This window comes from Brevibacterium sp. NPDC056726, assembly GCF_042790515.1.
In the GTDB taxonomy this organism is placed as follows: domain Bacteria; phylum Actinomycetota; class Actinomycetes; order Actinomycetales; family Brevibacteriaceae; genus Brevibacterium; species Brevibacterium sanguinis.
Genome location: NZ_JBHTYZ010000001.1, coordinates 527812 through 552158, shown reverse-complemented (window position 1 = coordinate 552158; position 24347 = coordinate 527812). Strand labels below are relative to the sequence as shown.

The 24347-nt window shown below is 69.1% G+C and carries 14 protein-coding genes and 1 tRNA gene; 9 read left to right on the top strand and 6 right to left on the bottom strand.

What is annotated here, in order from left to right; genetic code table 11:
• Nucleotides 1-4: 4 nt before the first annotated feature.
• Nucleotides 5-664: a TetR/AcrR family transcriptional regulator gene (locus tag ACFQ91_RS02475; RefSeq protein WP_198499742.1), complete on the bottom strand. Its 660-nt coding sequence runs from the start codon at nt 662-664 to the stop codon at nt 5-7.
• Between the two features lie 181 nt (nt 665-845).
• Here ACFQ91_RS02475 and ACFQ91_RS02470 point away from each other — a divergent pair, with 181 nt between their 5' ends.
• Together ACFQ91_RS02470 and ACFQ91_RS02465 are read left to right on the top strand one after the other, a co-directional pair.
• Complete coding sequence (locus tag ACFQ91_RS02470; RefSeq protein WP_376870287.1) at nt 846-3713, top strand: MMPL family transporter; 2868 nt, start codon at nt 846-848, stop codon at nt 3711-3713.
• Complete coding sequence (locus tag ACFQ91_RS02465; protein WP_344251597.1) at nt 3710-6196, top strand: YhgE/Pip domain-containing protein; 2487 nt, start codon at nt 3710-3712, stop codon at nt 6194-6196. The genes ACFQ91_RS02470 and ACFQ91_RS02465 overlap by 4 nt, the downstream gene beginning before the upstream one ends.
• Before the next feature lie 240 nt (nt 6197-6436).
• On the opposite strand, the gene ACFQ91_RS02460 is transcribed toward ACFQ91_RS02465, so the two are convergent.
• Together ACFQ91_RS02460 and ACFQ91_RS02455 are read right to left on the bottom strand one after the other, a co-directional pair.
• Nucleotides 6437-8644 carry an FAD/NAD(P)-binding protein gene (locus tag ACFQ91_RS02460; RefSeq protein WP_376870284.1) on the bottom strand — a complete coding sequence of 736 codons (2208 nt, stop codon included), beginning with the start codon at nt 8642-8644 and terminating at the stop codon, nt 6437-6439.
• Complete coding sequence (locus tag ACFQ91_RS02455; RefSeq protein WP_376870281.1) at nt 8641-10599, bottom strand: LCP family protein; 1959 nt, start codon at nt 10597-10599, stop codon at nt 8641-8643. The genes ACFQ91_RS02460 and ACFQ91_RS02455 overlap by 4 nt, the downstream gene beginning before the upstream one ends.
• Before the next feature lie 787 nt (nt 10600-11386).
• On the opposite strand from ACFQ91_RS02455, the gene ACFQ91_RS02450 reads away from it, so the two are divergent.
• Nucleotides 11387-11475 (top strand) — tRNA-Ser (locus tag ACFQ91_RS02450).
• A 132-nt stretch (nt 11476-11607) separates the two neighbouring features.
• On the opposite strand, the gene ACFQ91_RS02445 is transcribed toward ACFQ91_RS02450, so the two are convergent.
• Nucleotides 11608-13200: an MFS transporter gene (locus tag ACFQ91_RS02445; RefSeq protein WP_198499737.1), complete on the bottom strand. Its 1593-nt coding sequence runs from the start codon at nt 13198-13200 to the stop codon at nt 11608-11610.
• A gap of 45 nt (nt 13201-13245) precedes the next feature.
• Here ACFQ91_RS02445 and ACFQ91_RS02440 point away from each other — a divergent pair, with 45 nt between their 5' ends.
• Together ACFQ91_RS02440 and ACFQ91_RS02435 are read left to right on the top strand one after the other, a co-directional pair.
• Entirely contained in the window at nt 13246-14013 is a 768-nt protein-coding gene (locus ACFQ91_RS02440) for a TetR/AcrR family transcriptional regulator C-terminal domain-containing protein (RefSeq protein WP_198499736.1), read from the top strand.
• A 54-nt stretch (nt 14014-14067) separates the two neighbouring features.
• Complete coding sequence (locus ACFQ91_RS02435) at nt 14068-14661, top strand: short chain dehydrogenase (RefSeq protein WP_198499735.1); 594 nt, start codon at nt 14068-14070, stop codon at nt 14659-14661.
• Nucleotides 14662-14698: 37 nt separating this feature from the next.
• Here the strand turns inward: ACFQ91_RS02435 and ACFQ91_RS02430 are convergent, their stop codons facing one another.
• Nucleotides 14699-16423 carry a PucR family transcriptional regulator gene (locus ACFQ91_RS02430; protein WP_376870276.1) on the bottom strand — a complete coding sequence of 575 codons (1725 nt, stop codon included), beginning with the start codon at nt 16421-16423 and terminating at the stop codon, nt 14699-14701.
• Between the two features lie 116 nt (nt 16424-16539).
• Between ACFQ91_RS02430 and ACFQ91_RS02425 the strand changes: the two genes are divergently transcribed.
• From ACFQ91_RS02425 to ACFQ91_RS02410, 4 genes are all read left to right on the top strand, one after another.
• On the top strand, nt 16540-18024 hold the full coding sequence (locus ACFQ91_RS02425; RefSeq protein WP_376870273.1) for a CoA-acylating methylmalonate-semialdehyde dehydrogenase: 1485 nt from the start codon (nt 16540-16542) through the stop codon (nt 18022-18024).
• 13 nt (nt 18025-18037) lie between these two features.
• Nucleotides 18038-19447: an aspartate aminotransferase family protein gene (locus ACFQ91_RS02420; RefSeq protein ID WP_376870270.1), complete on the top strand. Its 1410-nt coding sequence runs from the start codon at nt 18038-18040 to the stop codon at nt 19445-19447.
• A gap of 297 nt (nt 19448-19744) precedes the next feature.
• Nucleotides 19745-21235 carry an anion permease gene (locus ACFQ91_RS02415; RefSeq protein ID WP_376870267.1) on the top strand — a complete coding sequence of 497 codons (1491 nt, stop codon included), beginning with the start codon at nt 19745-19747 and terminating at the stop codon, nt 21233-21235.
• Nucleotides 21232-21465, top strand: a complete 234-nt coding sequence (locus ACFQ91_RS02410; protein WP_376870264.1) for a hypothetical protein — start codon at nt 21232-21234, stop codon at nt 21463-21465. The genes ACFQ91_RS02415 and ACFQ91_RS02410 overlap by 4 nt, the downstream gene beginning before the upstream one ends.
• A 726-nt stretch (nt 21466-22191) precedes the next feature.
• On the opposite strand, the gene ACFQ91_RS02405 is transcribed toward ACFQ91_RS02410, so the two are convergent.
• A complete protein-coding gene (locus ACFQ91_RS02405) occupies nt 22192-24024 on the bottom strand; it encodes a phosphoenolpyruvate carboxykinase (GTP) (RefSeq protein WP_376870261.1) in 1833 nt (610 codons plus the stop codon).
• Nucleotides 24025-24347: the final 323 nt, after the last annotated feature.

Sequence of the window (24347 nt, the reverse complement as noted above, 5' to 3'; positions counted from 1 at the left end):
GAGCTCAGGCCTCAGGGGTCGCGCAGTCGGTGAAATCGAGGAACCGGAGGAGAACCTCGACGATGAGGCCCGGGTCGATGTCGACGGGGTCGCGCAGTTCGCGTCCGGCGGCGGACTGCAGCGAGAGGTGGGTGAAGAGGGAGATGAGGATCGTCAGCAGGCTGTCGAGCGGGATCGTCGGCACCGCGCCGACGTTCTCGATCGCCGTGCGCACGAGCCGGGCGAGCCTCTCCCGGCGACCGGCGTCGATCTCCTGATAGCGCGCGTAGAGCTCCGGGACCCGCAGGCAGTAGAGCTCGACCTCCTGTTCGGCGATCGCATCGGCGACGGTGTGGAGCTTCTCGGTGAAGATCTCCTCGACGAACTGCGTGAGCAGCGGCCTGATCTCCGCGGCGTCGGTGTCGTCGAGCTGCTCCTTCCACCGCTGGATCGTCGCATCGAGGCGGTCGAGGGTCTCGGCGGCACGGATCTCGAGGGTCGCGAGGACGAGGTCGTCGCGGCTGGAGAAGTTCGAGTAGAACGCGCCGCGGGTCAGGCCGCCGGCTTCGCAGATCTCCTCGATCGACGCTCCTTCGATGCCCTTGACCGCGAACACGGAGACGCCGGCCTCGACGAGGGTGGACCGGGTCCGTCGCCTGCGGTCGCTGAGGTTCTCGGTGTTCATCGCGTGTCAGTCTCGCCCGTCTCTCGTCACCCGGCTGGTCCGCCTCCCGGCCGGGACGGCCCGGCCGAAACTGGGCATCCCATGGGAAATCACACGATTCTCTCATACTGATTTGCGCTCGAGAGGCGTTGTCCACAAGAATACATGACTGTATCCAATACACTTTTGTATCGAGGTCTTCGTGTCGACATTTCTCTACGCCCTCGGGCGCCGGGCCTTCCGCCAGCCGGTGCGCTTCATCGCTCTCTGGCTGGTCATCCTCGGCCTCGTCGCCGCCGGCGTCGCCGCCTTCGCCGAGGACTTCGATGACGACTTCACGCTCCCGGGCTCGGAGGCGCAGGTCGCCCTCGACGCGATGAAGGCGACCTTCCCCGAGGCGGCCGGCACCTCGGCGTCGGTCATCGTCGTCGCCCCCGACGGACAGTCCGTCACCGACCCCGACTACCGGGACGGGATCGAGCAGGCCGTCGACGACCTCGGCGAGCTGCCCAACGTCGACGCCGTGACCTCACCGTTCGACGATATGGTCGAGGGCGCGATCAGCGACGACGCGCAGGCGGCGATGATCTCCGTCCAATACGACGGCAGCCTCCAGGAGGTCGGAGGACCCGCGGCCGCCGATGAACTCGTCGCCGCGCTCGATGGAATCCGCGCGGACTTGCCCGACGCCGAGGTCGACGCAGGCGGTGAGCTCTTCCAGATCACCGGCGTCCACGTCTCCTGGGTCGAGGGGATCGGCGTCATCATCGCCTTCGTCGTCCTCCTCCTCACCCTCGGATCGTTCCGCGCCGCCGGCATGCCGCTCATCACGGCGCTCATCGGCGTGGCGATCTCCGTCCTCCTCGTCGTCGGGGCGACGGCGTTCGGGGCGATCAACTCCTCATCGATCATGCTCGCCCTCATGCTCGGCCTCGCCGTCGGCATCGACTACGCGCTCTTCATCGTCTCCCGCGCCAGAGCGCTGCTGGCCGAGGGCCACGAACCCATCGAAGCCGCCGGGCGGGCAGTGGCGACGGCGGGATCGGCCGTCGTCTTCGCCGGCATCACCGTGATGATCGCCCTGCTCGGCCTCTCGCTGGCGGGCATCCCGTTCCTCACCGTCATGGGCATCGGCGCCTCGGGGTCCGTCGCGGTCGCCGTGATGATCTCCCTGACGATGGTGCCCGCCCTGCTCGGGTTCGCGAAGGCGAAGATCACCCCGAAGCCCTCCCGCCGCTACCGTCGGGCCATGGCCCGGGCGGAGGCCGAGGGGCGCGATGCGTCCACGGACAAGACCGTCCTCGCCGAGGCGGGCGAACCCTATCCGCAGACGTTCATGGACCGCTTCTACTCCGGCTGGCTGACCGCGGTGACGAAGCTCCCGATCCTCACGATCGTCGTCATCGTCGGCGGTCTGAGCCTCTTCGCGATCCCCGCCACCCAGCTGCAGCTGTCCCTGCCCACGGCCGGTCAGCAGGAGGAGGGGACACCGGCCCGGACGACGTACGACCTCATCGACGAGCACTTCGGTCCCGGGTACAACGGTCCGCTCGTCATGACGAGCGAGATCGTCACCTCCGATGATCCGCTCGGCGACGTCGACGACATCGAGGCCCGCATCGCCGACGTCCCCGGCGTCGAACAGGTCGTGCTCGCGACCCCGAACCGGGACGCGACGACCGCGCTCTTCCAGATCATCCCGACGACGAGCTCGGATGACCCCGCCACCCTCGACACCGTCAACCGGCTGCGCGAGCTGAGCACGCAGATCGAGGACGACTACGGCTTCGACACCGCCGTCACCGGTGCCACGGCCATCCAGATCGACGTCTCCGATCAGCTCGGCAAGGCGCTCGTGCCCTTCGGGATCTTCGTCGTCGGCCTCTCGATCATCCTCCTCACGATCGTCTTCCGCTCGATCGCCGTGCCGCTCAAGGCCACCGGCGGCTTCCTCCTGTCCGTCTTCGCGTCGTTCGGCTCCGTCGTCCTCGTCTTCCACGACGGACTCTTCGCCCAACCCCTCGGCATCGACCAGACCGGACCGGTCATCAGCTTCCTCCCGATCATCCTCATGGGCATCCTCTTCGGGCTCGCGATGGACTACGAGGTCTTCCTCGTCTCCGGGATGCGGGAGGCCTACGTCCACGGGGCAAGCGCCCGGCAGGCGATCCGCTCCGGGTTCCTCTCCTCCGCCCGCGTCGTCTCCGCGGCCGCGGTCATCATGTTCTCCGTGTTCGCGGCGTTCGTGCCCGCCGGGGAGCCGATCATCAAATCGATCGCGCTGGCGCTGGCCGCCGGCATCTTCGTCGACGCGTTCCTCGTCCGGATGTCGCTCGTGCCGGCGATCATGCAGCTCCTCGGCGACAAGGCGTGGTGGCTGCCGAAATGGCTCGATGCGATCCTGCCCCGCCTCGACGTCGAAGGGGAGGGACTAGCCCACGAGGTGGCCCTGCGCGACTGGCCCGAACCGAACTCGCCCTACCGCGTCTTCGGCCGCGGCGTCGGAGTGAGCGCCCACGGGCGCGGCTTCTCCCACGTCGACGTCTCCCTTCTGCCGGGCCAGACGCTCGTCGTCAGCGGCACCGACCGCACCGCGCTCCTGCTCGCGATGACCGGTCGCGTCCCGCTCACGGCCGGGGAGATGAAGATCGGCGCAATGGTCCTGCCCGAGCACGCGGGCAAGGTCAGGCGCACGGTCCCGTTCTACGACCTCGGCGAGGGAGGGACCCCGCCCCCGGGAGTGCCGGAGATCGCCCGCCTCCGCCGGGATGCCCCCGCCCTGCTAGTCATCGACGGCGCCGAGGCGCTGACCCGCAGCGAGGGCCGGTACCTCGCCGATGCGCTGCCCGAGCTCACCGCCGAGGGCACGGCCGTCGTCCTCGCCCTGCCGAGCGGGGATGTGCGCGGGATCCTCCCGCCCCACGCCGACTACCTCCACCTCGACCTCGACCAGGCGACGATCGACCCCGCCGCGGGAAGTCCCGCCGCGGGAGAACCCGAGGGCACCGACAGCATCGGCGCGCGCACCGGCGCCGCCGCGACGAACCACACGGAAGGCGTACAGTCGTGAGACTCGAGCGAGCGAACTCCAAGAAGCCCGTGACCTGGGTGTCCTTCGCAGGTCTCGTCCTCATCCCCATCATCGTGGCCGCCGGCTTCATCCTCGCCACCTGGAAGAGCGGGGACCGGCTCGACACGATCGAGGCCGCCATCGTCAACAACGATGAGGGCGCCGAGGTGGACGGTCAGACCGTGCCCATCGGACGGGAGCTCACCAGTGGGCTCGTCGGGGAGAAGGACAACAACGTCGACTGGGTCATCACCGACGAGGAGGACGCGGAGAAGGGGCTGGCCGACGGGACGTACGCGGCGCGGCTGACGATCCCCGCCGGCTTCTCGCGGGCGGTCACCTCGGTCTCCGACGCCGACACCGCGACGCAGACGCAGCTCGACATCGACGTCTCCGGCGTCGCACCGGCCTCGGACCAGCTCCTCTCCCGCTCCGTCGCCGAGGTGGCGCGCACGACGTTCAACACGGAGATGACGGAGACCTACCTCGACAACATCTACGTCGGGTTCAACGACATGGGCACGCAGATGCGCAAGCTCGGCGACGCCGCCGGCGAACTCGACGACGGCGCCCAGCAGCTCTCCGAGGGCACCCGGCAGTCCGCCGACGGTGCCGGTGAGCTCGCCGGCGGCATGCAAGAGCTCGACAGCGCCGGCGGGGAGCTGAGCACGGGAGCCGGCGACCTCGCCTCGGGCGCGGGTGAGCTCGCCACCGGGGCCGGGGAGCTCTCGACCGGGCTCGGCACGATGCGCGACGAGACGGCGAGCCTGCCCGATGACACGCAGCAGCTCGCCGACGGCGCGGGCGACCTCTCCACCGGGGCGAGCGACCTCTCCGACGGTGCCGGCCAGCTGTCCGGGGGCGTCGACGAGTACACGACGTCGATCGACGAGATCATCCGGGGCCTGTCAGGGGACTCGGGCAGCGGTTCCGGTCAGGGCGGACTCGACGACCTCATCTCCGGTGGGCAGGAGCTCGACAAGGGAGCGCAGGGCGTCGCCGAAGGGGCCAACGGTCTGTCCGACGGCCTCGGCGAGTATCGGGACGGCCTGCAGTCCGGCGCCGACGACGCGGACCAACTCGCCCAGAGCGGCACGGTCACCGGTCTCGACTCGCTGGTCAGCGCCGGTCTGCTCACGAGCGGTCAGGCCGACCAGATCCGGGCCCAGCTCTGCCCTGCCGGCACCCCGGAGCCTGCGTGCCAGGGCGCGGAGCAGGCGTATGCCCAGGGTCTGCTCGCCGGCACCTCGGGTGGGCTGAACTCGGCCGTCGAGGGACTCGGCTCGACCGATGATGAGCAGTCCCTCCTCGGCGGGGCAGCGACGCTGGCGACGGGAGCTGATGATCTCAGTTCCGGGATGAGCGAGTTCGTCAAGGGACTCGAAGACGGTCTCGGTGACCTCGCCGACGGCATGCAGGACATCGCCGACAACGCCCCGCAGCTGCTCGAAGCCTCGCAGGGTCTGCGCGACGGCGCCTCGGAACTCGCCGATGGCAGCTCACAGCTGTCCGACGGCGCCTCCCAGGTCGCTGACGGCAGCCAGCAGCTCGCCGATGGCATGCCGGCGCTCACCGACGGCATCGCGCAGTCCGCCGACGGCGCCAGCCAGCTCTCCGACGGCGCGAGTCAGCTCTCCGACGGCGCAGGCCAGCTGTCGACCGGCCTCGACCAGTACACGACGGGGGTCTCACAGGCGGCGACGGGCTCGACCGACCTCGCCGACGGGCTCGGCCAGCTCGCCGACGGCTCCGAGGAGTACACCGACGGCGTCGGACAGTTCGCCGACGGCGTGCAGGACGGCGCGGACGAGGTGCCGTCGTACTCGGCACCGGACCGGGACAAGCTCTCCCGGGTCGCCTCGGCGAACATCGAGGCCCCGAACACGGATTCGGTCGCGAACCTCCTCACCGGATCGACGATCGCCCTGCTCATCATGCTCGCGCTCTGGGTCGGGGGACTCGTCACGTACACGGTGCTCAAGCCGATCCCCTCCTCGACCCTGCTCTCGACCCGGTCGTCGGTGTCGGTGTGGCTGCGCGGTCTCGTCCCGGGGCTCGCCGTCGGACTCGTCCAGGCGCTCGTCCTCGCGATCCTCGCCGTCACCGTCATGGACATCGACGCGATCCAGGGCTTCGACATCGCCGTGCTCACGTTCGTCTCCGCGCTCGTGTTCATGGTGCTCAACTTCGCGCTCGTGGCGTGGTTCGGCGGGGTCGGCCGATTCCTCTCGGTCATCGCCGTCGTCCTCGCCGTCGCCGGGCGCACGATCGGGGCTGTGCCCGAGTTCTTCCAGTTCGTCGCCCCGCTGCTGCCGCTGACCCCGGCGATGAACGGGTTCTCAGCCATCGCGGCGGGCACGAGCGGCCTCGGCGCCGCCTACGGCGGACTGCTCGCGTGGGCGGTCATCGGACTCGTCATGTCGCTGCTCGCGATCGTCCGGGCCCGGACGACGAAGCCGGAGGAAGCCCTGGCGATGGCGTAGCGCGGCGTCGGTCGCTGGTCGCCTCGATCAAGTCGGTCCTCGATCAAGGGGTAGCCCGGATAGCGGGGACGCGAGAGTCGCGCCAGGCCTCGATCAAGGGGCAGCACGGATAGCGGGGCGTGCACGCGACCGCATCCGCACTGCCGCTTGATCGAGAGCGGACCGGGCGCGCGGCAACGGGCGCACAAGCCCAGCGCAGCTCTGCCGGCGGCGTGTGCCTGCCGTGCGCGCGGCCCAGTCTCAGATGAGGTCGAGGATCGCCTCGGCGGCGGCGTGCGAGTCGCACAGGGTCGCGGCGTCCGTGTCCGGGTTCGCGGCGATCGCCAGCCCCCACTGCACCGCGGAGAGCTGGATCGACAGGGCGAAGCGGCGCGGATGGACCGTGCCGAACGCGTCGATCGTGCGGTAGGGGCGCGGCGTCACCGCGAGCCCGCTCAACCGCTTCTCACGACCGTCGTCCAAGGTCAGACGCGCCGAGGTGAGCTGACCTCGGTCGACCATGCCGTGGATGAGGACGTCGGAGGCCAGGGCCACGGAGTTCGTCGGTGAGGCCGCATCGATGACGACGCTGCCGGTGAGAGCGCCCGTCACCCGCGCCGAGGTGACGGTGAAGATCTGCGGCAGCGGATCGGTGACCGCGGGGTCCGGTCCGGCCGGGGCCCCGGCGTCGGCAGCCTCGGCGGTCGGATCGTTCTCCGCGATGTGCATGTCGGGGCCGATGAAGCGGACGATGCCGGCATCGGCGAGCGCGATGAGTTCGGCGATCCGCCTCGGCGGGGGACCGTCGCAGATCCCGGACACGAAGTTCTCGAACCAGCCGCGGATCTCCATGTCCGTGCTCACCGGGTCGATGTGGCCCTCGGCGATGAGCTCCTTGAGGAGGAGCCGCGCCTGCCAGAGCACCATGAAGAGCGACTTGACGGGGCTGCCGTGGGGACCGGCGAGGGAATCCCGGAGGTCGGTGCGGAGGAAGTCGAGCATCCAGTCGTGGAGCGAGGATTCGGTGCCCGGTTCGCGGCCGGCGAACTCCTTGTCCTCGAGGGGGTCGAGGAGGTCGTGGAGGGAGAGCCGGTGCGCCGGGTCGGGGACGAGCTCCTCTTCGATCTCGGCCCACGCGAAGGCCTCGCGGGTGACGCGTCCGGAGCGGGAGGACTCGGCGGAGTCATCGGCATCGGGGTGGGTCTCCTGCCAGGTGCGGCGCGTGAGGTGGCGGGAGACCGCCTCGGCGATCGCTTCGCGCAGACGCCCGGGGTCGTCGGCGAAGGCGTCGGGAGCGGTGCGCGCCAGCGTCCGGTAGTACGCGAAGCGGAGGTCGGCGAGGATGAGCGGCCACAGCTGATCGTTGAAGCGCGCGGCGGCCCTGGCCTCGCCCCCGAGGTCGTCGAGGCCGGCGAGCTGGGCGACGTTGTCCCGTGTGAAGTAGCGCAGCGGCCACGTGGTGCGCGGATGGTCGGGGCTGATCGGCTTGCTGCGGTAGGGGATGCCGCGGCGGGAGCCGAGGAAGAGCAGGGGTTCCTCCCCGCTCGGGGTGTAGCTGAGCGCGCCGGCACCGTCCTCGTCGGCGGTGAACCGTCCGCCCCGCTCGATCGTCAGCAGGGTCTGGACGTCGAAGTAGTTGAGTCCCATGCCGCGGACGATGACGCGGGCGCCGGCGGGCACCTCGGTCAGCGGCGCCTCGGCAGGCAGGCTCTGGGGGATGTAGAGTCCCCCGTTGCGCTGGGCGAAGGCGGCGAGGCGGGCGCGTTCGTCGGCTTGGGCGCTCGGGATGTGGCCGACGGCGAGGACGACCGCCGAGGCGATGATCGTCGTCCCGTCCTCGCAGCGCACGAGCTGCGGGGGAGCGGCCGCCGCCGAGTCGTCGCCGGGGAGGTCGACCGCGGGCAGGTCGATGACGGACTCGACCGTGGTGCGGTGCTCGATGATCTCGATGAAATCGGGGGCAGCGGCGCGGATCCGCTCGTAGGCGTCGCGCAGGTACTCGCCGTAGAGGGTGCGGCTCGGGAAGGTCGAGTCGACGGGCTCGGTGCCCCCGCGGGCCCGGTACCACTGCGCCATCGTCGGGCCGATGGGGAAGGATTCGGCAGCGTCGCCCGTCGCGGACGAGGCCCCCACCTCGGCGGGATCGGGGGCGCTGGCAGCGGACGTGGCCCCCACCTCGGCGAGATCGGGGACGTCGTCAGCGGACCCGGCCGCTGCCTCGGCGAGGAAGGAGCAGCTGGCATCGGGGAAGATCGTCTGCTCACCGATCGTCGTGTTCATCAGCAGACTCGTCGGCTGGTCGGTGCGCCACACGATGCCCGCGCCGGGCGGGTACGGGTCGATGAGGTGGACGGCGATGGGGTCGCGGGAGTCGGGCCAGCGGGCTGCGGCGAGGGCGACGATCCGCTCGAGGACGCTCAGCCCGCGGGGGCCGACTCCGATGATCGCGACCGTGCTGTCGGCGGTCACTCCTGCGTGCCGGCGCCGGGGCCGGGGTAGCCGGGCCACGGGTCGCCCGGCTGGTAGTCCTGCGGGTAGCACATGCCGGCCGCGTTCGGTTCGCCCGGCACGGTCTCCGGGGTGGGCTCGGCGGTCGCGCCGTCGCCGGCGGGCGCCTCGGTGCCGGCCTCCGTGTCCTGGGAGTCGTCGGTGGTCCCGGAATCGGTGGTGTCCTCGCCGGCGTCGGAGCCGTTGTTCTGCGAGGGATCGTTCGTCGGCTGCGGGGTCTCGGTGCCGTCGGAGGCACCCTGGATCTCGCCCTGGATCCACTGGTGGAGGACGTCGAAGTCCGGGTCGTAGGTGGGGGTGACGTCGTTGTTGATCTGGACGGTGGTGACGTCGCCCTTCTGCATCGCGACGGCGAGTTCGATGAACGCGGGGATCTCGTTCTGCGGGATCGACGTCGCGATGCTCTTCGTCGCCGACCCGGCGAGCTTCGGGTAGGCCGCGGCGAGTTCCTGCGGGTCGATCTGCTCGAGGGTCGTCTTGAGCATCCGCTGCTGACGGCACATGCGGTCGTAGTTGTCGCTGCCTTCGCGGGAGCGGACGTACCAGAGGGCCTTCTTGCCCTTGAGGTTCTGCGGGCCCGGATCGATCCAGCCGAAGACCTTGTTCGGCACGCCCGACATCGATTTGCCGCCGCCCATCGGGATGGGGCGTTCGACGTCGATGTTGACTCCGCCGATCGCGTCGACGACGTCTTCGAAGCCGGCCATGTCGACCGAGGCCCAGTAGTCGAGGTTGAGGCCCAGCGAGCCTTCGACGGCGGCCATCGTCGCCGTCATGCCGGGTTCGAGGCCGTTCGTCTCGCCGACAGCGTCGGGGTTCTCCTCGCCCCACTGCCAGACGGCGTTGATGAGGTCGACGGAGGAGTCGCCGGTGGGGCGGAACCCGTCGGGCCAGGCCTGGGCTTCGGGGCTGTCCGCGGGGAAGATCGGGAACGCGAGGTTGCGGGGCACGGAGATGAGCGCGGCGTTGCCGGTCTTCGTGTCGATCGAGGCGACGAGCATCGTGTCCGGGCGGGTGCCGGTGCGGTCGTCGCCGTTGTCGCGGCCGATGAGGAAGACGTTGATGAACGGCTTGTCCTTCCACAGCTCCTGCGCGTCGAGGGTCCTGCCGGTGCTCGCGCCGAAGAGGCTGGCGATCGTGTCGGCCTGGACGCGGGCGTAGACGGAGCCGATGCCGAAGGGAATGCCGATGATGAGGACGAGGGAGACGACGAGGAGGCCGGACATCCGGTTCTGCCACGGCGCATACCGGTGGCCCTTGCGCAGGCCGAGGTGGGAGATGACGATGACGACGATCCAGATGAGACCGACGAGGACCGCGCCGATCGCGAGGACGTTGAGCAGCGTCGGGGTGGCGATGATCGTGGCGACCGCGTGGACGGGTCCCTTGATGAGGAGGTAGCCGATCGCGACGAGGATCGTGAGGACGAAACCGCCGAAGACGATGAGGCCGAGCGGCCGGAACTTCGTCCGCAGCAGGCCGACACCGGGCAGGAGCGTGCTCAGCGAGGTCCATCCGACGAGTGAGGGGAATCCCTCGCCGAGGCGGGAGGAATGACGGCGGGCCCGTGCCGGTCCGCGGGTGGCCGGGGACGCGTCCCCTGACTGGGCGTCGTCGGCCGCGGCGTTCGCGTTCGGTGCCGACGCCGAGGCGGTGGCGGCGTGTGATCGAGGACTGCCGACTGATCCGGCTGCTGCGGCTGCGGCAGCGCCAGCGCCGGTGCGGCGGCGGTCGCTGTCCGTGCGGCGACGGTCATCGTCGCCGGCGGCGCGGTGCGCCTGATCTTGCGCGGAAGAGTGCTCCTGACCGGCAGGCGGCTGGTGTGCTGCGGGGGACTGCTGGTCGGTGGGAGTCTGCTGGGCGGCTGCGGCGACACCGGCGGCGCTGGCGCCGCTTGCCGCGGCGGCGCGCAGCATCCGTGCTTCACGCCGTGTGCGAGGGGCGACGGGGCGCGGGGTCGGCGCCTTCGAGTCGCCGCGATGGTCGGAGTTCCGCGGGGATTCTGAGCTGTGGCGGTCGGTCCCGCGATTGTTGCCGCGTGTCTCGGAGCTGCGGCCGCGGGAGTCGTCGGCGCGGCCGGAGGAGGGGACATCTGCGGGGGAGTTGCTGCGTCGCGACTGATTGAGCGAGAGGTTCGGAGCGTCCTTGTGCGCAGCGGACGGAGGCTGTGGGGGAGAGGCTGGGGTGTTCGGCGACGGAGCGGAACCGGAATTCTCGGTCGAGCTGGCGGCGGCTTCACCGCGGAAACGGGGACGGGACGAGGCACGGAGACGGCGACCGGCGGAGGAGGAATCAGGGTCGCTCCCCTGAGGTCCTCTCTTGTCAGGGGGAAACTCTGGCAAGTTCTCTACTCCTTGTTGCTCTTCTCGTACGTCGCATCTCGGGCCCTTGACGCCTGGTCAGCGGCGCAGACGTACCCAGCGATGTGCGAACGAATGGGGCGTGTCGAAGCGCAGATCACGGGTCACATCACTATGATTTTACGCCGGTACATTGATGAATGCTGGTATTCGGATCAGCGATGACCTGGGAAACTGCCTCAACGTGCGGCATCTCGGGCGATCTGAGGTCAGCTCGTATGATCAAGGCCACTCCGTGCGCGCGAACTTTGCTCTCGGAGCTTCCTTTCGCATAGGCTGGTGCTCGCAGTCTGAACTGTGGTGCCGAGGTTCGCGGAATGCGCGAGATCTCGGGCCGAAATCTGGAGTCGTGGCTGAGCGGCCGAAAGCGTCACCCTGCTAAGGTGAAGTCCCTTGAACTGGGGACCGTGGGTTCAAATCCCACCGGCTCCGCGCTGTGATGTGTCGCGACATCGTTCACTCGATGTCGCGGCACATTTCTCTTTTCTGACCCGGGTATGTCTCACGACATCGTTCCGGTTCTTCACCTGATGTCTCACGTCATCGTTCAGTCGATGTCTCACGTCATCGTTCCGCTGGCTCCTCAGGCTGCGAACCCGCACGGGCCCTGTCGGTCTCCTGCTCAGGGGTATCGTGCTCGGGGGTGCTCGTCTGCGCTGTTCGCGCGACACGGAGATTCGCACAAACGATGAGGGCGGCTGCGCCGACTGCGAGCGCAAAAGTGCCGATCGTCACTGCGCCCTCGAAAGCGCTCGCCTGAGACGCGGTCCACCGTGAAGCGGTGAGCGATCCGGCGACGGCAGCGGCGATGACCGTGCCGGTCACGGCGATGCCGATGCCCGAGGCGATCTCCTGCGCAGTGTCGTTGAGCGCGGCACCGATCGACGTCCTGTCCTTCGGCAGACCCCGCATGACGCTGATCGTCGCGGCGATCATCACCACCCGCATGCCGGCGGCGACGAGGACGAGGGATACGGCGATCCACACGTAGTGGACGTGCCCGACGGCCGCGTAGAGAACAAGGCCCATGACGACAGCACCGGCGCCGAGGTGCCCGGCCCGTTCCATGCCCACGCGGCGGATGACCTTGTCGACGAACGGGCCGATGAGGATCATCGTGAGCACCTGGGGGAGTGAGCCGAGCGCGGCCAGGGCCGGCGGCCATCCCCACGCGAGCTGCAGCTGCAGGGTCACGGTGTAGCCGAGTCCTGCCGTGGCCAGCCCGAGTGCTGCCTGATAGGTCAGGCCCAGCGAGACCGCGGGTCGGCGGATGAGCGCTGGATCGACGAGTGGGTGGCTGGTGTGTCGTTCGCGGACGATGAACGCGCCGATCCCGAGCAGTGCTGCGATCGCGATGATCCACGGCCGCGGATCCTGCGCCCCGAGGTCGACGAACAGGGTGGGCGAGAGCAGGGTCGCAATGACGGCGACAGTGCCAAGAAGCGCGCCGAGGATGTCGATGGGGACGCGATGGAGTTCGGTGGGATCGTCGGCGGCGATGCCGAAGCGGACCCCGACGAGCGCGAGCACGGCGATCGGCACATTGATGAGCAGCAGGGCCGGCCACGGTGCGACTGCCAGGAGAAGGCCGCCCAGCGTCGGGCCGATGGCGAGTCCGACGAGGCCGACCGTGGAGATCAGTGCGGTGGCGCGCACACGCAAGGCATCCTCGTCGAAGAGCCGGAACGACAGTGCCATCGCGCCGGGGGCCGTCATTGCGGCGGCGACTCCGATGAGCACGCGCACGACGATGAGCCCGATCGGGGTGGTGACGAGGACGACCGCTGCGCTCGCGAGCCCGAAGAGGCTCAGACCGATGAGCATGACGCGGCGGCGACCGAACCGGTCGGCGATGGCCCCGAAGGCGAGCATGAGTCCGCCGAAGACGAGCGCATAGGCCCCCGACGCCCACTGCAGCTGCGAGGCGTTCGCGGAGAGGTCGGTCGCGATCGTCGGCAGGGCAACATTGAGTACCGAGGTGTCGAGCATTTCGATGAGGAAGACGGCAGAGAGCCCGAGGAGGGCGAGCCAAGCGCCGCGCAGGGAGTGCGGGCGTGGATGTGCAGTCGTATCGGGATCTGCGGTCTGGTTGGGAGCTGAGGTCGGTGAGGTCGGCGGCGGGGTGAGTGGACGCTGCTTATTGGATCGTTGTTCCATTCTCTAACAGTGGAACGGTGATCCATTTGTGTCAAGATGGTGAGTATGAATTCCTCTCGACCGTCCGGACGTCGTCCGAAGAGCGATTCGCTGACCCGCTCGGCGATCGTCGCCGCCGCCATCGACCTGCTCGATGAAGCGGGGGAGCCCGGATTGACCGTGCGGGCGCTCGCGGCGCGCCTGCACACGGGACCCGGATCCATCTACTGGCACGTCGGGGATCGCAGCGGTCTGCTCGCGCTCGCGTGCGATGCCGTGCTCGCCGCCGCCGCGGAGGAGGCCGGTTCGGCAGGCGAGTCCGGAGTGGCAGGCGAGGGCGGCTCGGCACCGACCCCGGAGCCTATCGCCGCCGTTCGAGGGATCGCGGTGAGCCTCTTCGACGCGCTCGACGCGCATCCGTGGGCCGGGGTGATCCTGGCCGGAGCCGCCTCGGCGCCGAGTCTGCTCACGGCCCTCGATCGCATCGGCACCCTCCTCGACGAGGCGGGGGTGGCCCGAGACGCGCAGTTCTACCAGGCGACGGCGATCCTCAACTACGTCCTCGGGGTCGCTGCCCAGATGGCACGCAACGCACGGTCCGCGGCCGGAGGGAAGTCGCAGGCCGAATGGCTGGAGAAGCGCGCCGCGGAATGGGAGCAGATGGATGACCGGACGCATCCCTTCCTCCACCGCGTGTCCGCAGACTTTCGCGACCACGATGATCGTGAGCAGTTCATCGCCGGCCTCGACCTGCTGCTTGCCGGGATCGTCGCGTCAGTGCCGGGGTCTAGTCTGGAGCGATCAGCCAACGGGAGTCGGCCGGCGCCCCAGTGAGGCGACGGTCCCGGCGACCGAGGGACACGCACGTGAACTGAGAGAGAGTCAATCGTGAAGATCATCGTCATCGGAGCCGGAGGTCACGTCGGCGGGGTCGCCGCGGCCGGACTCGCGGCCCGTGGGCATGAGGTCATTGCCGCGTCCCGCTCCACTGACCCCGGAGTCGATACAGCCGATCCGGAATCGATCCGTTCGTTCCTCGCCGAGGTGGGACCGGTCGACGCCATCGTCGTGGCAGCCGGATCCGTGCCCTTCAAGCCGGTCACCGAACTCACGCGAGACGACTACGCCAGTGCCTTCACCTCGAAGGTCCTCGGGCAGCTAGAATTCGTCACCCAAGGCGTCGACACGGTGCGCGACGGGGGATCGATCACCCTGACGACCGGAGTCCTGTCCCGCGAGTCCGTCCCGACGGCCGCTGCGGCGGCGATGGCCAACGGGGCAATCGAGTCCTTCGTCATGGCAGCAGCCCCCGAGCTGCCGCGCGGCATCCGGATCAACGCTGTGAGCCCCAACGTCCTGGCCAACTCTCCGCACTTCCACGATGCGTTCGCCGGGATGACGCCGGTGTCCGACGAAGAGGTCGCTACCGCGTTCGTGAGGTCCGTCGAAGGCAACATCACCGGACGCGTCCTCACGGTCTGAGCTTCGCTGAGATGAGTCGTCAACGAGCGTCCGCGCTTCACCGTGCGTGCATCCGCCACCACAGCAGGGCGACGTGGAGCGCGGTCCGTGACTCGGCATCGTCGAGGGAGACGCCGAGGCGCTCCTCGAGTTTCGCCAACCGCGCGTAGAGGGCGGGGCGGGAGAGGAACCCTGCCCGCGCGAGCGCCGACTTGTTCCCTCCGTGGGTGAGGACGAGGTCGAGGAAATCGAGCATCTCGTCATCCCCGTCGAGCAGCGGCCCGAGCTCGCCCTCGGCGAAGGCCCGCAGGCGCGAGTCCTCACCGAGCACGGCGAGCAGACCGCGCAGCCGCACATCGGCAGAACGGTAGAAGAGCTGCTCGCGGACCTCGAGCGTCGAGGCCACCTCGGCGACCTGCGCGGCGGTGGGCAGCCTGCCGATGGCCGCGATGAGCGACACGTCGCTGCGTCCGACGCCCACGGTCCACATGACATCGAGGTCGGGCATCGCGGAGAACACGCGGTCGAGGACCTTCGTCTCGTCACGACGGCCGGGCAGCGCGAGGATGAGGCCGAACGAACCGGACTGCAGCTGGGCGGAGACGGCGGCAATGTCGGCCTGAGCGGTCGCCTCAGTGACCTCCGCGATGACAGCGCGCTCCCACAGCTGAATCCGCGTCGGATCGGCCGCCGGGTCATGGTCGATGCGCACGACGACCGGAACGAGACGGGCTCTCGCGGGCGGATCGAAGCCGAGCGACCGCGCGCGGACCCGCACCTCGTCCTCGTCGACGTGGCGCGCATCGAGGATCTCCCGGACGAAACCGCTCTGCGCCTGCAGCACGAGGTCACGCTCATCGCGTTCGGCCATCCTGGTGAGCGTGAGCGCCTGCGCCGCGCGCTCGACGATCTGTTCGACATCCGGCACAGCGGCGTGCGTGATTCCCGGCACGACGAGGCGGCCCCAACGGCGGGCGCGCAGGCCCACGGGCACCGAATGCCATCGCCTGTCGACACCGAGGTGACCAGCGAGCGCCGACGAGCTCGCACCGAGGCGGTCACCGGACTCCGCGCGGTCACCGGTCTCCGCGCGTCCGGCGCCCGTCTCGACGACGAGATCCCTCCACTGGGCGGCGAGGGCCTCCGACCCGTCCCCGGCATGCGCGAGCACCCGGTGGCCGACGTCCTCAAGGATGACGGGAGCGCCGAGGAGGGCGGCCGTGCGCGCGACGATGACCCCGACCTCTGCCCGCTCGAGACTGAGCTGGGTGTACGTCTCGTGGATCTCCCGGGCGCGTTCGAGACGACCGAGCTGCTGGCCGAGCAGCGCCCGATGCGCGAGCTCGGTGATGCGGACGAACTTGATCCGACGCCGCAGGCAGATGACGGGCAGGCTCCGGTCCGCAGCGGCGGCGCGGAGCACCGTGGCGGCGGCATCATCGGGCGTCGAGTCGTCGTTGACGAGCTCGACGACGACCCCGGCGGCGCCGGCGTGCTCGAGCTGATCGAGGAACTGCGCCATCGCCGGTGCCGACTGACGGAACGTCTGCGCCGTGGTGAGCACGAGCTCTCCGCCTTCGAGGAACTGTTCGACCTCGGGCGCATCGGCGATGTGGATCCACCGGACCGGGCGGTCGAGACGCTCGCCGCCGGACAGGATCTCGGGGCTGCCGGAACGGATCTCCCCGAAGCCGAGCACATCGGCGACGACGAGGCCACCGCCTTGGTCGGGCTCAGCCGTCACCGCGGTGTGCCCCGCGCTCAGTTCGTCATCGATCGTCATTGACACAGTGTAAATCTAAGCACACTGAAGCTGACACTCTGACACTGACGTCGCACCGCCTCGGCGACGATGATGAGAGGACGCACCTCTGCCGTCGACGTCGAAGGAACCCCCTCATGCCCGCCATCGCCCATTGGATCAACGGCCGCCCCGAGACCCTCGGGGCGGACACCCGCCTCGGCGAGGTGACGAACCCGGCCACCGGACAGGTCACCGGTGAGGTCGCACTCGCCGACAAGGCCACCGCGGACGCCGCGATCGCTGCAGCCGCGGCCGCCTTCCCCGGCTGGCGCGACACCTCGCTGGCCAAGCGCACCGCGATCCTCTTCGCCTTCCGGGAGCTGCTCAACTCCCGCAAGGCCGAACTCGCCGAGATCATCACCGCCGAACACGGGAAGGTGCTCTCCGATGCCATGGGCGAGATCGCCCGCGGCCAGGAGGTCGTCGAATTCGCGTGCGGCATCGCAGGCCTCCTCAAGGGCGGCTTCTCGGAGAACGTCTCCTCGACCGTCGACGTCCACTCGCTGCGTCAGCCGCTCGGCGTCGCCGCGATCATCTCGCCGTTCAACTTCCCGGCGATGGTGCCGATGTGGTTCTTCCCCATCGCCATCGCCGCCGGCAACACCGTCGTCCTCAAGCCCAGCGAGAAGGACCCGAGTGCGGCGAACTGGCTCGCCGAACTCTGGCAGGAAGCCGGCCTCCCCGACGGTGTGTTCAACGTCCTCCACGGCGACAAGGAAGCCGTGGACACGCTCCTGACCAGCCCGGACGTCGCCTCGGTGTCCTTCGTCGGGTCGACCCCGATCGCGCGCTACGTCTACGAGACGGGCACCGCGTCCGGCAAGCGGGTGCAGGCGCTCGGCGGTGCAAAGAACCACATGCTCGTCCTCCCCGACGCCGACCTCGACCTCGCCGCCGACGCCGCCGTCAACGCCGGGTACGGCGCTGCCGGGGAGCGGTGCATGGCGATCTCCGTCGTCGTCGCCGTCGACTCGATCGCCGATGAGCTCGTGGCGAAGATCGCCGAACGCACCCGCACCCTGCGCGTCGGCGACGGTCGGGACGAGCCGGACATGGGCCCGCTCATCACCGCCGCCCACCGCGACAAGGTGTCCGGGTACATCGATGCCGGCGCCGAGGCGGGAGCCACCGTCGTCCTCGACGGGCGTGATGACGTGCCCGCGGACGGGTTCTTCCTCAATCCGACTCTCTTCGACAATGTCACCCCTGACATGTCGATCTACACCGACGAGATCTTCGGGCCGGTGCTCTCCGTCGTCCGGGTCCCCGGCTATGACGAGGGCCTCGACCTCATCAACGCCAACCCCTACGGCAACGGCACCGCGATCTTCACGAACGACGGCGGCGCCGCCCGCCGCTATGAACGGGAGGTCGAGGTCGGGATGGTCGGCGTCAACGTTCCGATCCCCGTCCCCGTCGGCTACTACTCGTTCGGCGGTTGGAAGAACTCCCTCTTCGGCGACACCCACGCCTACGGCGACGAGGGCGTCCACTTCTTCACCCGCGGCAAGGTCGTCACCTCCCGCTGGCTCGATCCCAGCCACGGCGGACTCAACCTCGGCTTCCCGACCCACGACTGACAAGGACACGACGATGACGACGACCATCGACAGTGCAGACACCCCGACCACCCCCGCCGAGGCGGCCCCCACCTCAGCGGTCACCGCCGATCAGCTCGCCGCCGGACGTCGCGCGTACGACCTCGATCGCCGGCACGTCTTCCACTCGTGGCAGGCGCAGGGCGCCTTCGACCCGATGACCGTCGTTGCGGCGGAGGGCTCGCACGTCTGGGACGGGGAGGGGCGGAAGCTCCTCGACTTCTCCTCGCAGCTGGTCAACACGAACATCGGACATCAGCATCCGAAGGTCGTCGCCGCCGTCCAGGAGCAGGCGGCGCGGCTGTGCACGATCGCCCCGCAGCACGTCAATGACGCCCGCTCCGAGGCGGCGCGACTCATCGCCGAGCTCACCCCCGGCGACCTCGACCACGTGTTCTTCACCAACGGCGGGGCCGACGCGAACGAGCATGCGATCCGCATGGCCCGCCTGCACACCGGTCGGACGAAGGTGCTCTCGGCCTATCGCAGCTACCACGGCGGCACGCAGCTCGCCGTCAACGTCACCGGCGACCCGCGGAGGTTCCCCAACGACTACTCGGCCGAGGGCGTGGTCCACTTCATGCCCGCCTACCAGTACCGTTCGTACTTCGGGGCGACCACCGAGGCGGAGGAGACGGAGCGGGCCCTGCGCCATCTCGAGGACCTCATCGTCCTCGAGGGACCGGCGAACATCGCTGCTCTCGTCCTCGAGACCGTGCCCGGCACCGCCGGCATCTACGGACCGCCCGCCGGGTACCTCGAGGGAGTCCGCGAGCTCACCGCGAAGCACGGCATCGTCTACATCGCCGACGAGGTGATGGCCGGATTCGGCCGCACGGGCCGCTGGTTCGCCGTCGACCGCTGGGGTGTCACCCCTGACCTCATCACCTTCGCGAAGGGGGTCAACTCCGGGTATGTGCCGCTCGGCGGGGTCGCGATCTCCGCGGCGATCGCCGAGACCTTCCGCGACCGCGCCTACCCCGGCGGGCTGACGTACTCGGGGCATCCGCTCGCGTGCGCGGCGGCCGTCGCGACGATCGGAGCGATGCGGGAGGAGGGGATGGTCGAGAATGCCGACCGCCTCGGCGCCGAGGTGATCGGACCGACCCTGCAGGAACTCGCGTCCCGGCATCCCTCGGTCGGCGATGTCCGCGGCATGGGCTGCTTCTGGGCGGTCGAACTCGTCCGCAACCGGGAGACGAAGGAGCCGCTGGCCGCGTACGGCGGCAGCTCGCCGGAGATGAACGAGGTCATCGCCGCGCTCAAGGCCGGCGGGGTACTCCCGTTCGCGAACTTCAACCGCATCCACATCGTCCCGCCGCTCAACACCCCGGACGCCGAGGTGCGCGCGGGCCTCGCGGTGCTCGATGAGGCGCTCAGCATCGCCGACCGCTACGTCGACTGAGCCGCCGCTGGAAGGCGGCCGGCCGGATCACCGGTCGGCCGCCTCGGCGAGGTCCGGGCGACCGCCTCGGTGAGGTCGGGGCGACAACCTCCCTGGATGTGAAAGCTGATACAGTCGGACCGTTTGCTCCGCTGTTTGTCCAGTTGGGAGATGAACGCAGGATGAACTGGGTTGCCGGACACTGAAAAGTGGGTGAAGTTCAGACTTCGGACGCTGTAGACTCGCACCTGGTTGAGGTCGCAGTCTGTCGGCCCGGCCGTCTCCCGTCCTCATAGTGTCTACATCCAAGGTCGCTGAGTGGAAATCTTCTTCGTTGTCGTGCTCGTCGTGGCACTGGCGCTGTTCTTCGACTTCACCAATGGCTTCCACGACACGGCCAATGCGATGGCGACGCCCATCGCCACCGGTGCGATCAAGCCGAAGGCCGCCGTCACCCTCGCCGCGATCCTCAACCTCATCGGGGCCTTCCTCTCCACCGAGGTGGCGAAGACGATCTCCGGCGGGATCATCAAAGAGGGCGATGGGGGAGTCCAGATCACTCCCGAGTTCATCCTCGCCGGCCTCATCGGCGCGATCATCTGGAACATGGCGACCTGGCGCTTCGGTCTGCCGTCCTCGTCGTCGCATGCGCTCTTCGGAGGTCTCATCGGTGCGGCCATCGTCGGCGCGGGCGTGAACTCCGTCGACTTCGGCGTCTTCCTCTCCAAGGTCGTCATCCCCGCGATCGCCGCCCCGCTCATCGCCGGCGTCAGCGCCTACATGTGCACGCGCCTGGCCTACTACATCACGCGGCGCAACGGTGACGGTCAGACCGCGCACCGGGCGCCGTTCAAGTACGGGCAGATCTTCAGCTCCTCGCTCGTCGCGCTCGCCCACGGCACGAACGACGCGCAGAAGACGATGGGCGTCATCACCCTCGTCCTCATCTCCGCGAACCTGCAGGAGGGCGGCACCGGCCCGCAGTTCTGGGTCATCGTCACGTGTGCGTTCGCGATCGCCTTCGGCACGTACGTCGGCGGGTGGCGCATCATCGACACGCTCGGCACGAAGCTCACCACCGTCAAGCCCGCGCAGGGTCTGTCCGCCGAGACCTCGACGGCCGCGGCGATCCTCGCCTCCTCGCACCTCGGCTTCGCCCTGTCGACGACCCAGGTCGCCTCCGGGTCGGTGCTCGGGTCCGGTCTCGGCCGCAAGGGCGCCGACGTCCGCTGGTCGACGGCCGGGCGGATCGCCTCGGGCTGGCTGCTGACGATCCCGGCCGCCGGCATCGTCGGTGCCGCGGCTGCCGGCGTCGCGTACTTCGGCCTCTTCGGCGTCCTCGTCGACACGGCCGTCGCCGTCGCCGTCGTGCTGTGGATCTACCTCAGCTCGCGGCGGGCGAAGGAGACCGAGATCTCGAACTTCGACACCGTCGGCGAGGCGGTCAACGTCCGCGGTCGCAAGCGCAAGCTCCGCCAGGACCGCAACCGCAAGCGCGCCGCGGCCAAGCGTGAGGCCCGCACCGAGGCGATGGAGCAGAAGGCCGCCGCGAAGCAGGCGCGCAAGGCGCAGGCACGCCGCGGGGTCGCGGGGAACGGTGGCGGTGCCGGATCTGGTGCTGGTGTCGGTCCGGGTGTCGGTGCGGACGGTGCCGCTGCTGACGGTGCCGTTGCTGACCGGGCCGGTGTCGGCGTGGCTGATGCCGGTGCGCGCGGCTCAGATCGAACCGACGGCACTGACGCCGCCGATCTGACCGGGGCTGATGCAGTCGGCCCGGACGCTTCGAAGGACAAGGGAGACGCGAAATGATCGAATGGAGCTCCTTCGCCGTTGTCGCCATTGCGACGTGGGTGTCCTCGCTCGTCGTCATCGGGCTGTTCTCGACTGCCGTGCGCATGCGCGCCGTGCACATCGACCAGATCGCGGAGGGGCATCCCAATCCGCTGCTCAAGCTCGGCTACTGGGCGGTCTTCGGGGTCTGCGGCCTCCTCGTCCTCTACGGCGTCTACCTCATCGTCCCGGCACTCAACGGAGGCTGAGCGCACCGCCGCCGGGGCCACACCGCCGGTTCGCCGGCGCCAGCGCCGGACAGTAGGCGGGCAGCGGGACCCCGGACGCCAGCCGCGCCGGAGCGCAGGTGCGCTCGGCCGACTTTCGCACTCCTCGCAGCCCCGCGCGTCCCTGGCCCGTCCTGCGCAGCCTCTTGCACCACCCGCAGCCGCACGCACAACCCACAGCGGCATACATAACCCGCCGCGGCACGCACTACCCGAGGCTCGCTACGTCATCGGTGGAGCGCGGAATCCTCCCCGTGCAGGCGGTGTCTATCGAGCTCCGGGTACGGGGTAGCTTCGGGGCGGAAGCATCCCGTTCCCTGAGCGTCGCGCGCAACTCGCAGCCCCTCGCACAACCCGCAGCTGCACGCACTACCCGTGGCTCGCTGCGTCATCGGTGGAGCGTAAAATCCTCCCCGTGCAGGCGGTGTTTGTCGGGCTCCGGGTGCGGGATAGCTTCGGGCCGCAGACGCCCCGCCCGAACCGCTCTGAACTGCACTACTCTGATCCGCACTGCACTGTGCCACTCTGCGCGCCCGCTCCGGTCGCCGCCCCAGCCCTTCGCCGCCGTAGCGAACCCCCGGGTGAATGCGACGATCCCCCGACCACCTCGGCGGTGATCGGGGGATCGGTCGTCTCAGACGACGAGCTCGAAGCCCTCAGCCGACGGCGAGGGCGAAGCTTTCAGCCGACGTCGTCAGGAGCTCAGCCTCAGGCGAGGTTCAGGTGCTCGCGGAGCTTGTCGACCTCGGCGCGGAGTTCGGTGGGCACCGAATCGCCGAGTTCGGCGTACCATTCCTCGATCGAGGCGAGCTCGGTCTCCCACTCCTCGGGCTTGATCGCGAGCGCCTTGCGCAGCTGCTCCTCGGTGAAGTCGAGGCCCTCGGTGTCGAGGCCGTCTTCGGTCGGGGTGAAGCCGAGCGGGGACTCAGCGGCGTCGACGGTGCCGTTGACGCGTTCGAAGACCCACTTGAGCACGCGCGAGTTCTCCGAGAATCCGGGCCACAGGAACGAGTTGTCGTCGTCGCGACGGAACCAGTTGACGTAGAAGATCTTCGGCAGCTTCGCACCGTCGGTCTGGCCGATGTTGAGCCAGTGCTGGAGGTAGTCGCCGACGTTGTAGCCGATGAACGGCCGCATCGCCATGGGATCGCGGCGGACGACGCCGACAGCGCCGGTGGCGGCGGCGGTGGTCTCCGAGGAGAGCACCGAGCCCATGAACACACCGTGGTTCCAGTCGCGCGTCTCGGTGACGAGCGGCATCGTCGTCTTGCGGCGTCCGCCGAAGAGGATCGCCGAGATCGGCACTCCGTTGGGGTTCTGCCACTCGGGAGCGAGCGTGGGCACATTCGAGATCGGGGTGCAGAAGCGCGAGTTCGGGTGGGCGGCCGGGGTCTCCGAGTCCGGAGTCCAGTCGTTGCCGCGCCAGTCGGTGAGGTGCGCGGGCTTCTCGTCGGTCTTGCCCTCCCACCACACGTCGCCGTCATCGGTGAGCGCCACGTTCGTGAAGATGTTGCCACCGGCCTCGATCGCGTGCATCGCGGTCGGGTTCGTCGAGTAGCCGGTGCCCGGCGCCACGCCGAAGAGGCCGAACTCGGGGTTGACGGCGTAGAGCTGGCCGTCGTCGCCGAAGCGCATCCAGGCGATGTCGTCGCCGAGGGTCTCGGCCTTCCAGCCGGGAATCGTCGGCTCGATCATCGCGAGGTTCGTCTTGCCGCAGGCCGACGGGAACGCCGCGGCGATGTACTTGACCTGCCCTTGCGGGTTCGTCAGCTTGAGGATGAGCATGTGCTCGGCCAGCCAGCCCTCGTCATGGGCGATCGCCGAGGCGATGCGCAGCGCGTAGCACTTCTTGCCGAGCAGCGCGTTGCCGCCGTAGCCGGAGCCGAACGACCAGATCGAGCGCTCCTCCGGGAAGTGGGTGATGTACTTCGTCGAGTTGTTCGGCCAGGCGACGTCCTCTTCGCCTTCGGCGAGCGGGGCGCCGACGGAGTGGACGCACTCGACGAAGTCCGCGTTCTGCGCGTCGATCGCATCGAGGGCGTACTTGCCCGAGCGAGCCATGATGAGCATGGAGAGCACGACGTAGGGCGAGTCGGTGACCTCGATGCCGAACATCGGCTGGTCCGCCTCGGCGAGGCCCATGACGAACGGGATGACGTACATCGTGCGTCCGCGCATCGAGCCCTCGAAGAGACCGTTGAGGGTCTGCTTCATCTCAGCGGGGGCGACCCAGTTGTTGAGTGCGCCGGCATCCTTCTCATCGACCGAGCAGATGTAGGTGCGGTCCTCGACGCGGGCGACGTCCTCGGGGTCCGACGCTGCGTAGTAGGAGTCCTTCGTGCCGGTGAGGGCCACGAGCGTCCCGGCGTCGACGAGCTGCTGCGTGATGAGGGCCTTCTGGCCTTCGGAGCCGTCGATCCAGACGATGTCGTCGGGGGTCGTGAGGTGGGCGATCCGGCTGACGAACGAGAGCACCTTCTCGTTCTTCGTCGGTGCGTTCTTCAGCTGGTCAGCGACGACGTCATGGTCGAGGACTGTCATGAGTGGTCTCCTGGTCGATCGGGGTTTGACGACATTGGGGAGGATGTCGAGCGGTGGTTACACAACCACGGTAGGGTGGCGGCAGAGGCGGAGTTCACCGGTTTTCGGCAACCGAAGATGTGCATTGGGCCACAAAGACGAGGTCGCTGACGCAAATGCGTCATTTGAGTGACGTATTTTTTCACAGCAATGACGGATAGTTGCAGATCCTGACTTTCGTTGAAAATTGCATCACCGTTCACCTCGCCGAGGTTGTTCGCCCACCCGTTTGTCCGGCGTTTCCCGCCGGCCGGGTCACCCGAGGGTCACGATTGTCCGCAGGG

Coding starts and splice junctions, on each gene's coding strand:
- ACFQ91_RS02410 (WP_376870264.1), top strand. CDS start 21,232: ATGATCGAATGGAGCTCCTTCGCCGTTGTCGCCATTGCGACGTGGGTG.
- ACFQ91_RS02405 (WP_376870261.1), bottom strand. CDS start 24,024: ATGACAGTCCTCGACCATGACGTCGTCGCTGACCAGCTGAAGAACGCA.
- ACFQ91_RS02445 (WP_198499737.1), bottom strand. CDS start 13,200: ATGGAACAACGATCCAATAAGCAGCGTCCACTCACCCCGCCGCCGACC.
- ACFQ91_RS02440 (WP_198499736.1), top strand. CDS start 13,246: ATGAATTCCTCTCGACCGTCCGGACGTCGTCCGAAGAGCGATTCGCTG.
- ACFQ91_RS02475 (WP_198499742.1), bottom strand. CDS start 664: ATGAACACCGAGAACCTCAGCGACCGCAGGCGACGGACCCGGTCCACC.
- ACFQ91_RS02455 (WP_376870281.1), bottom strand. CDS start 10,599: ATGCTGCGCGCCGCCGCGGCAAGCGGCGCCAGCGCCGCCGGTGTCGCC.
- ACFQ91_RS02430 (WP_376870276.1), bottom strand. CDS start 16,423: ATGACGATCGATGACGAACTGAGCGCGGGGCACACCGCGGTGACGGCT.
- ACFQ91_RS02420 (WP_376870270.1), top strand. CDS start 18,038: ATGACGACGACCATCGACAGTGCAGACACCCCGACCACCCCCGCCGAG.
- ACFQ91_RS02425 (WP_376870273.1), top strand. CDS start 16,540: ATGCCCGCCATCGCCCATTGGATCAACGGCCGCCCCGAGACCCTCGGG.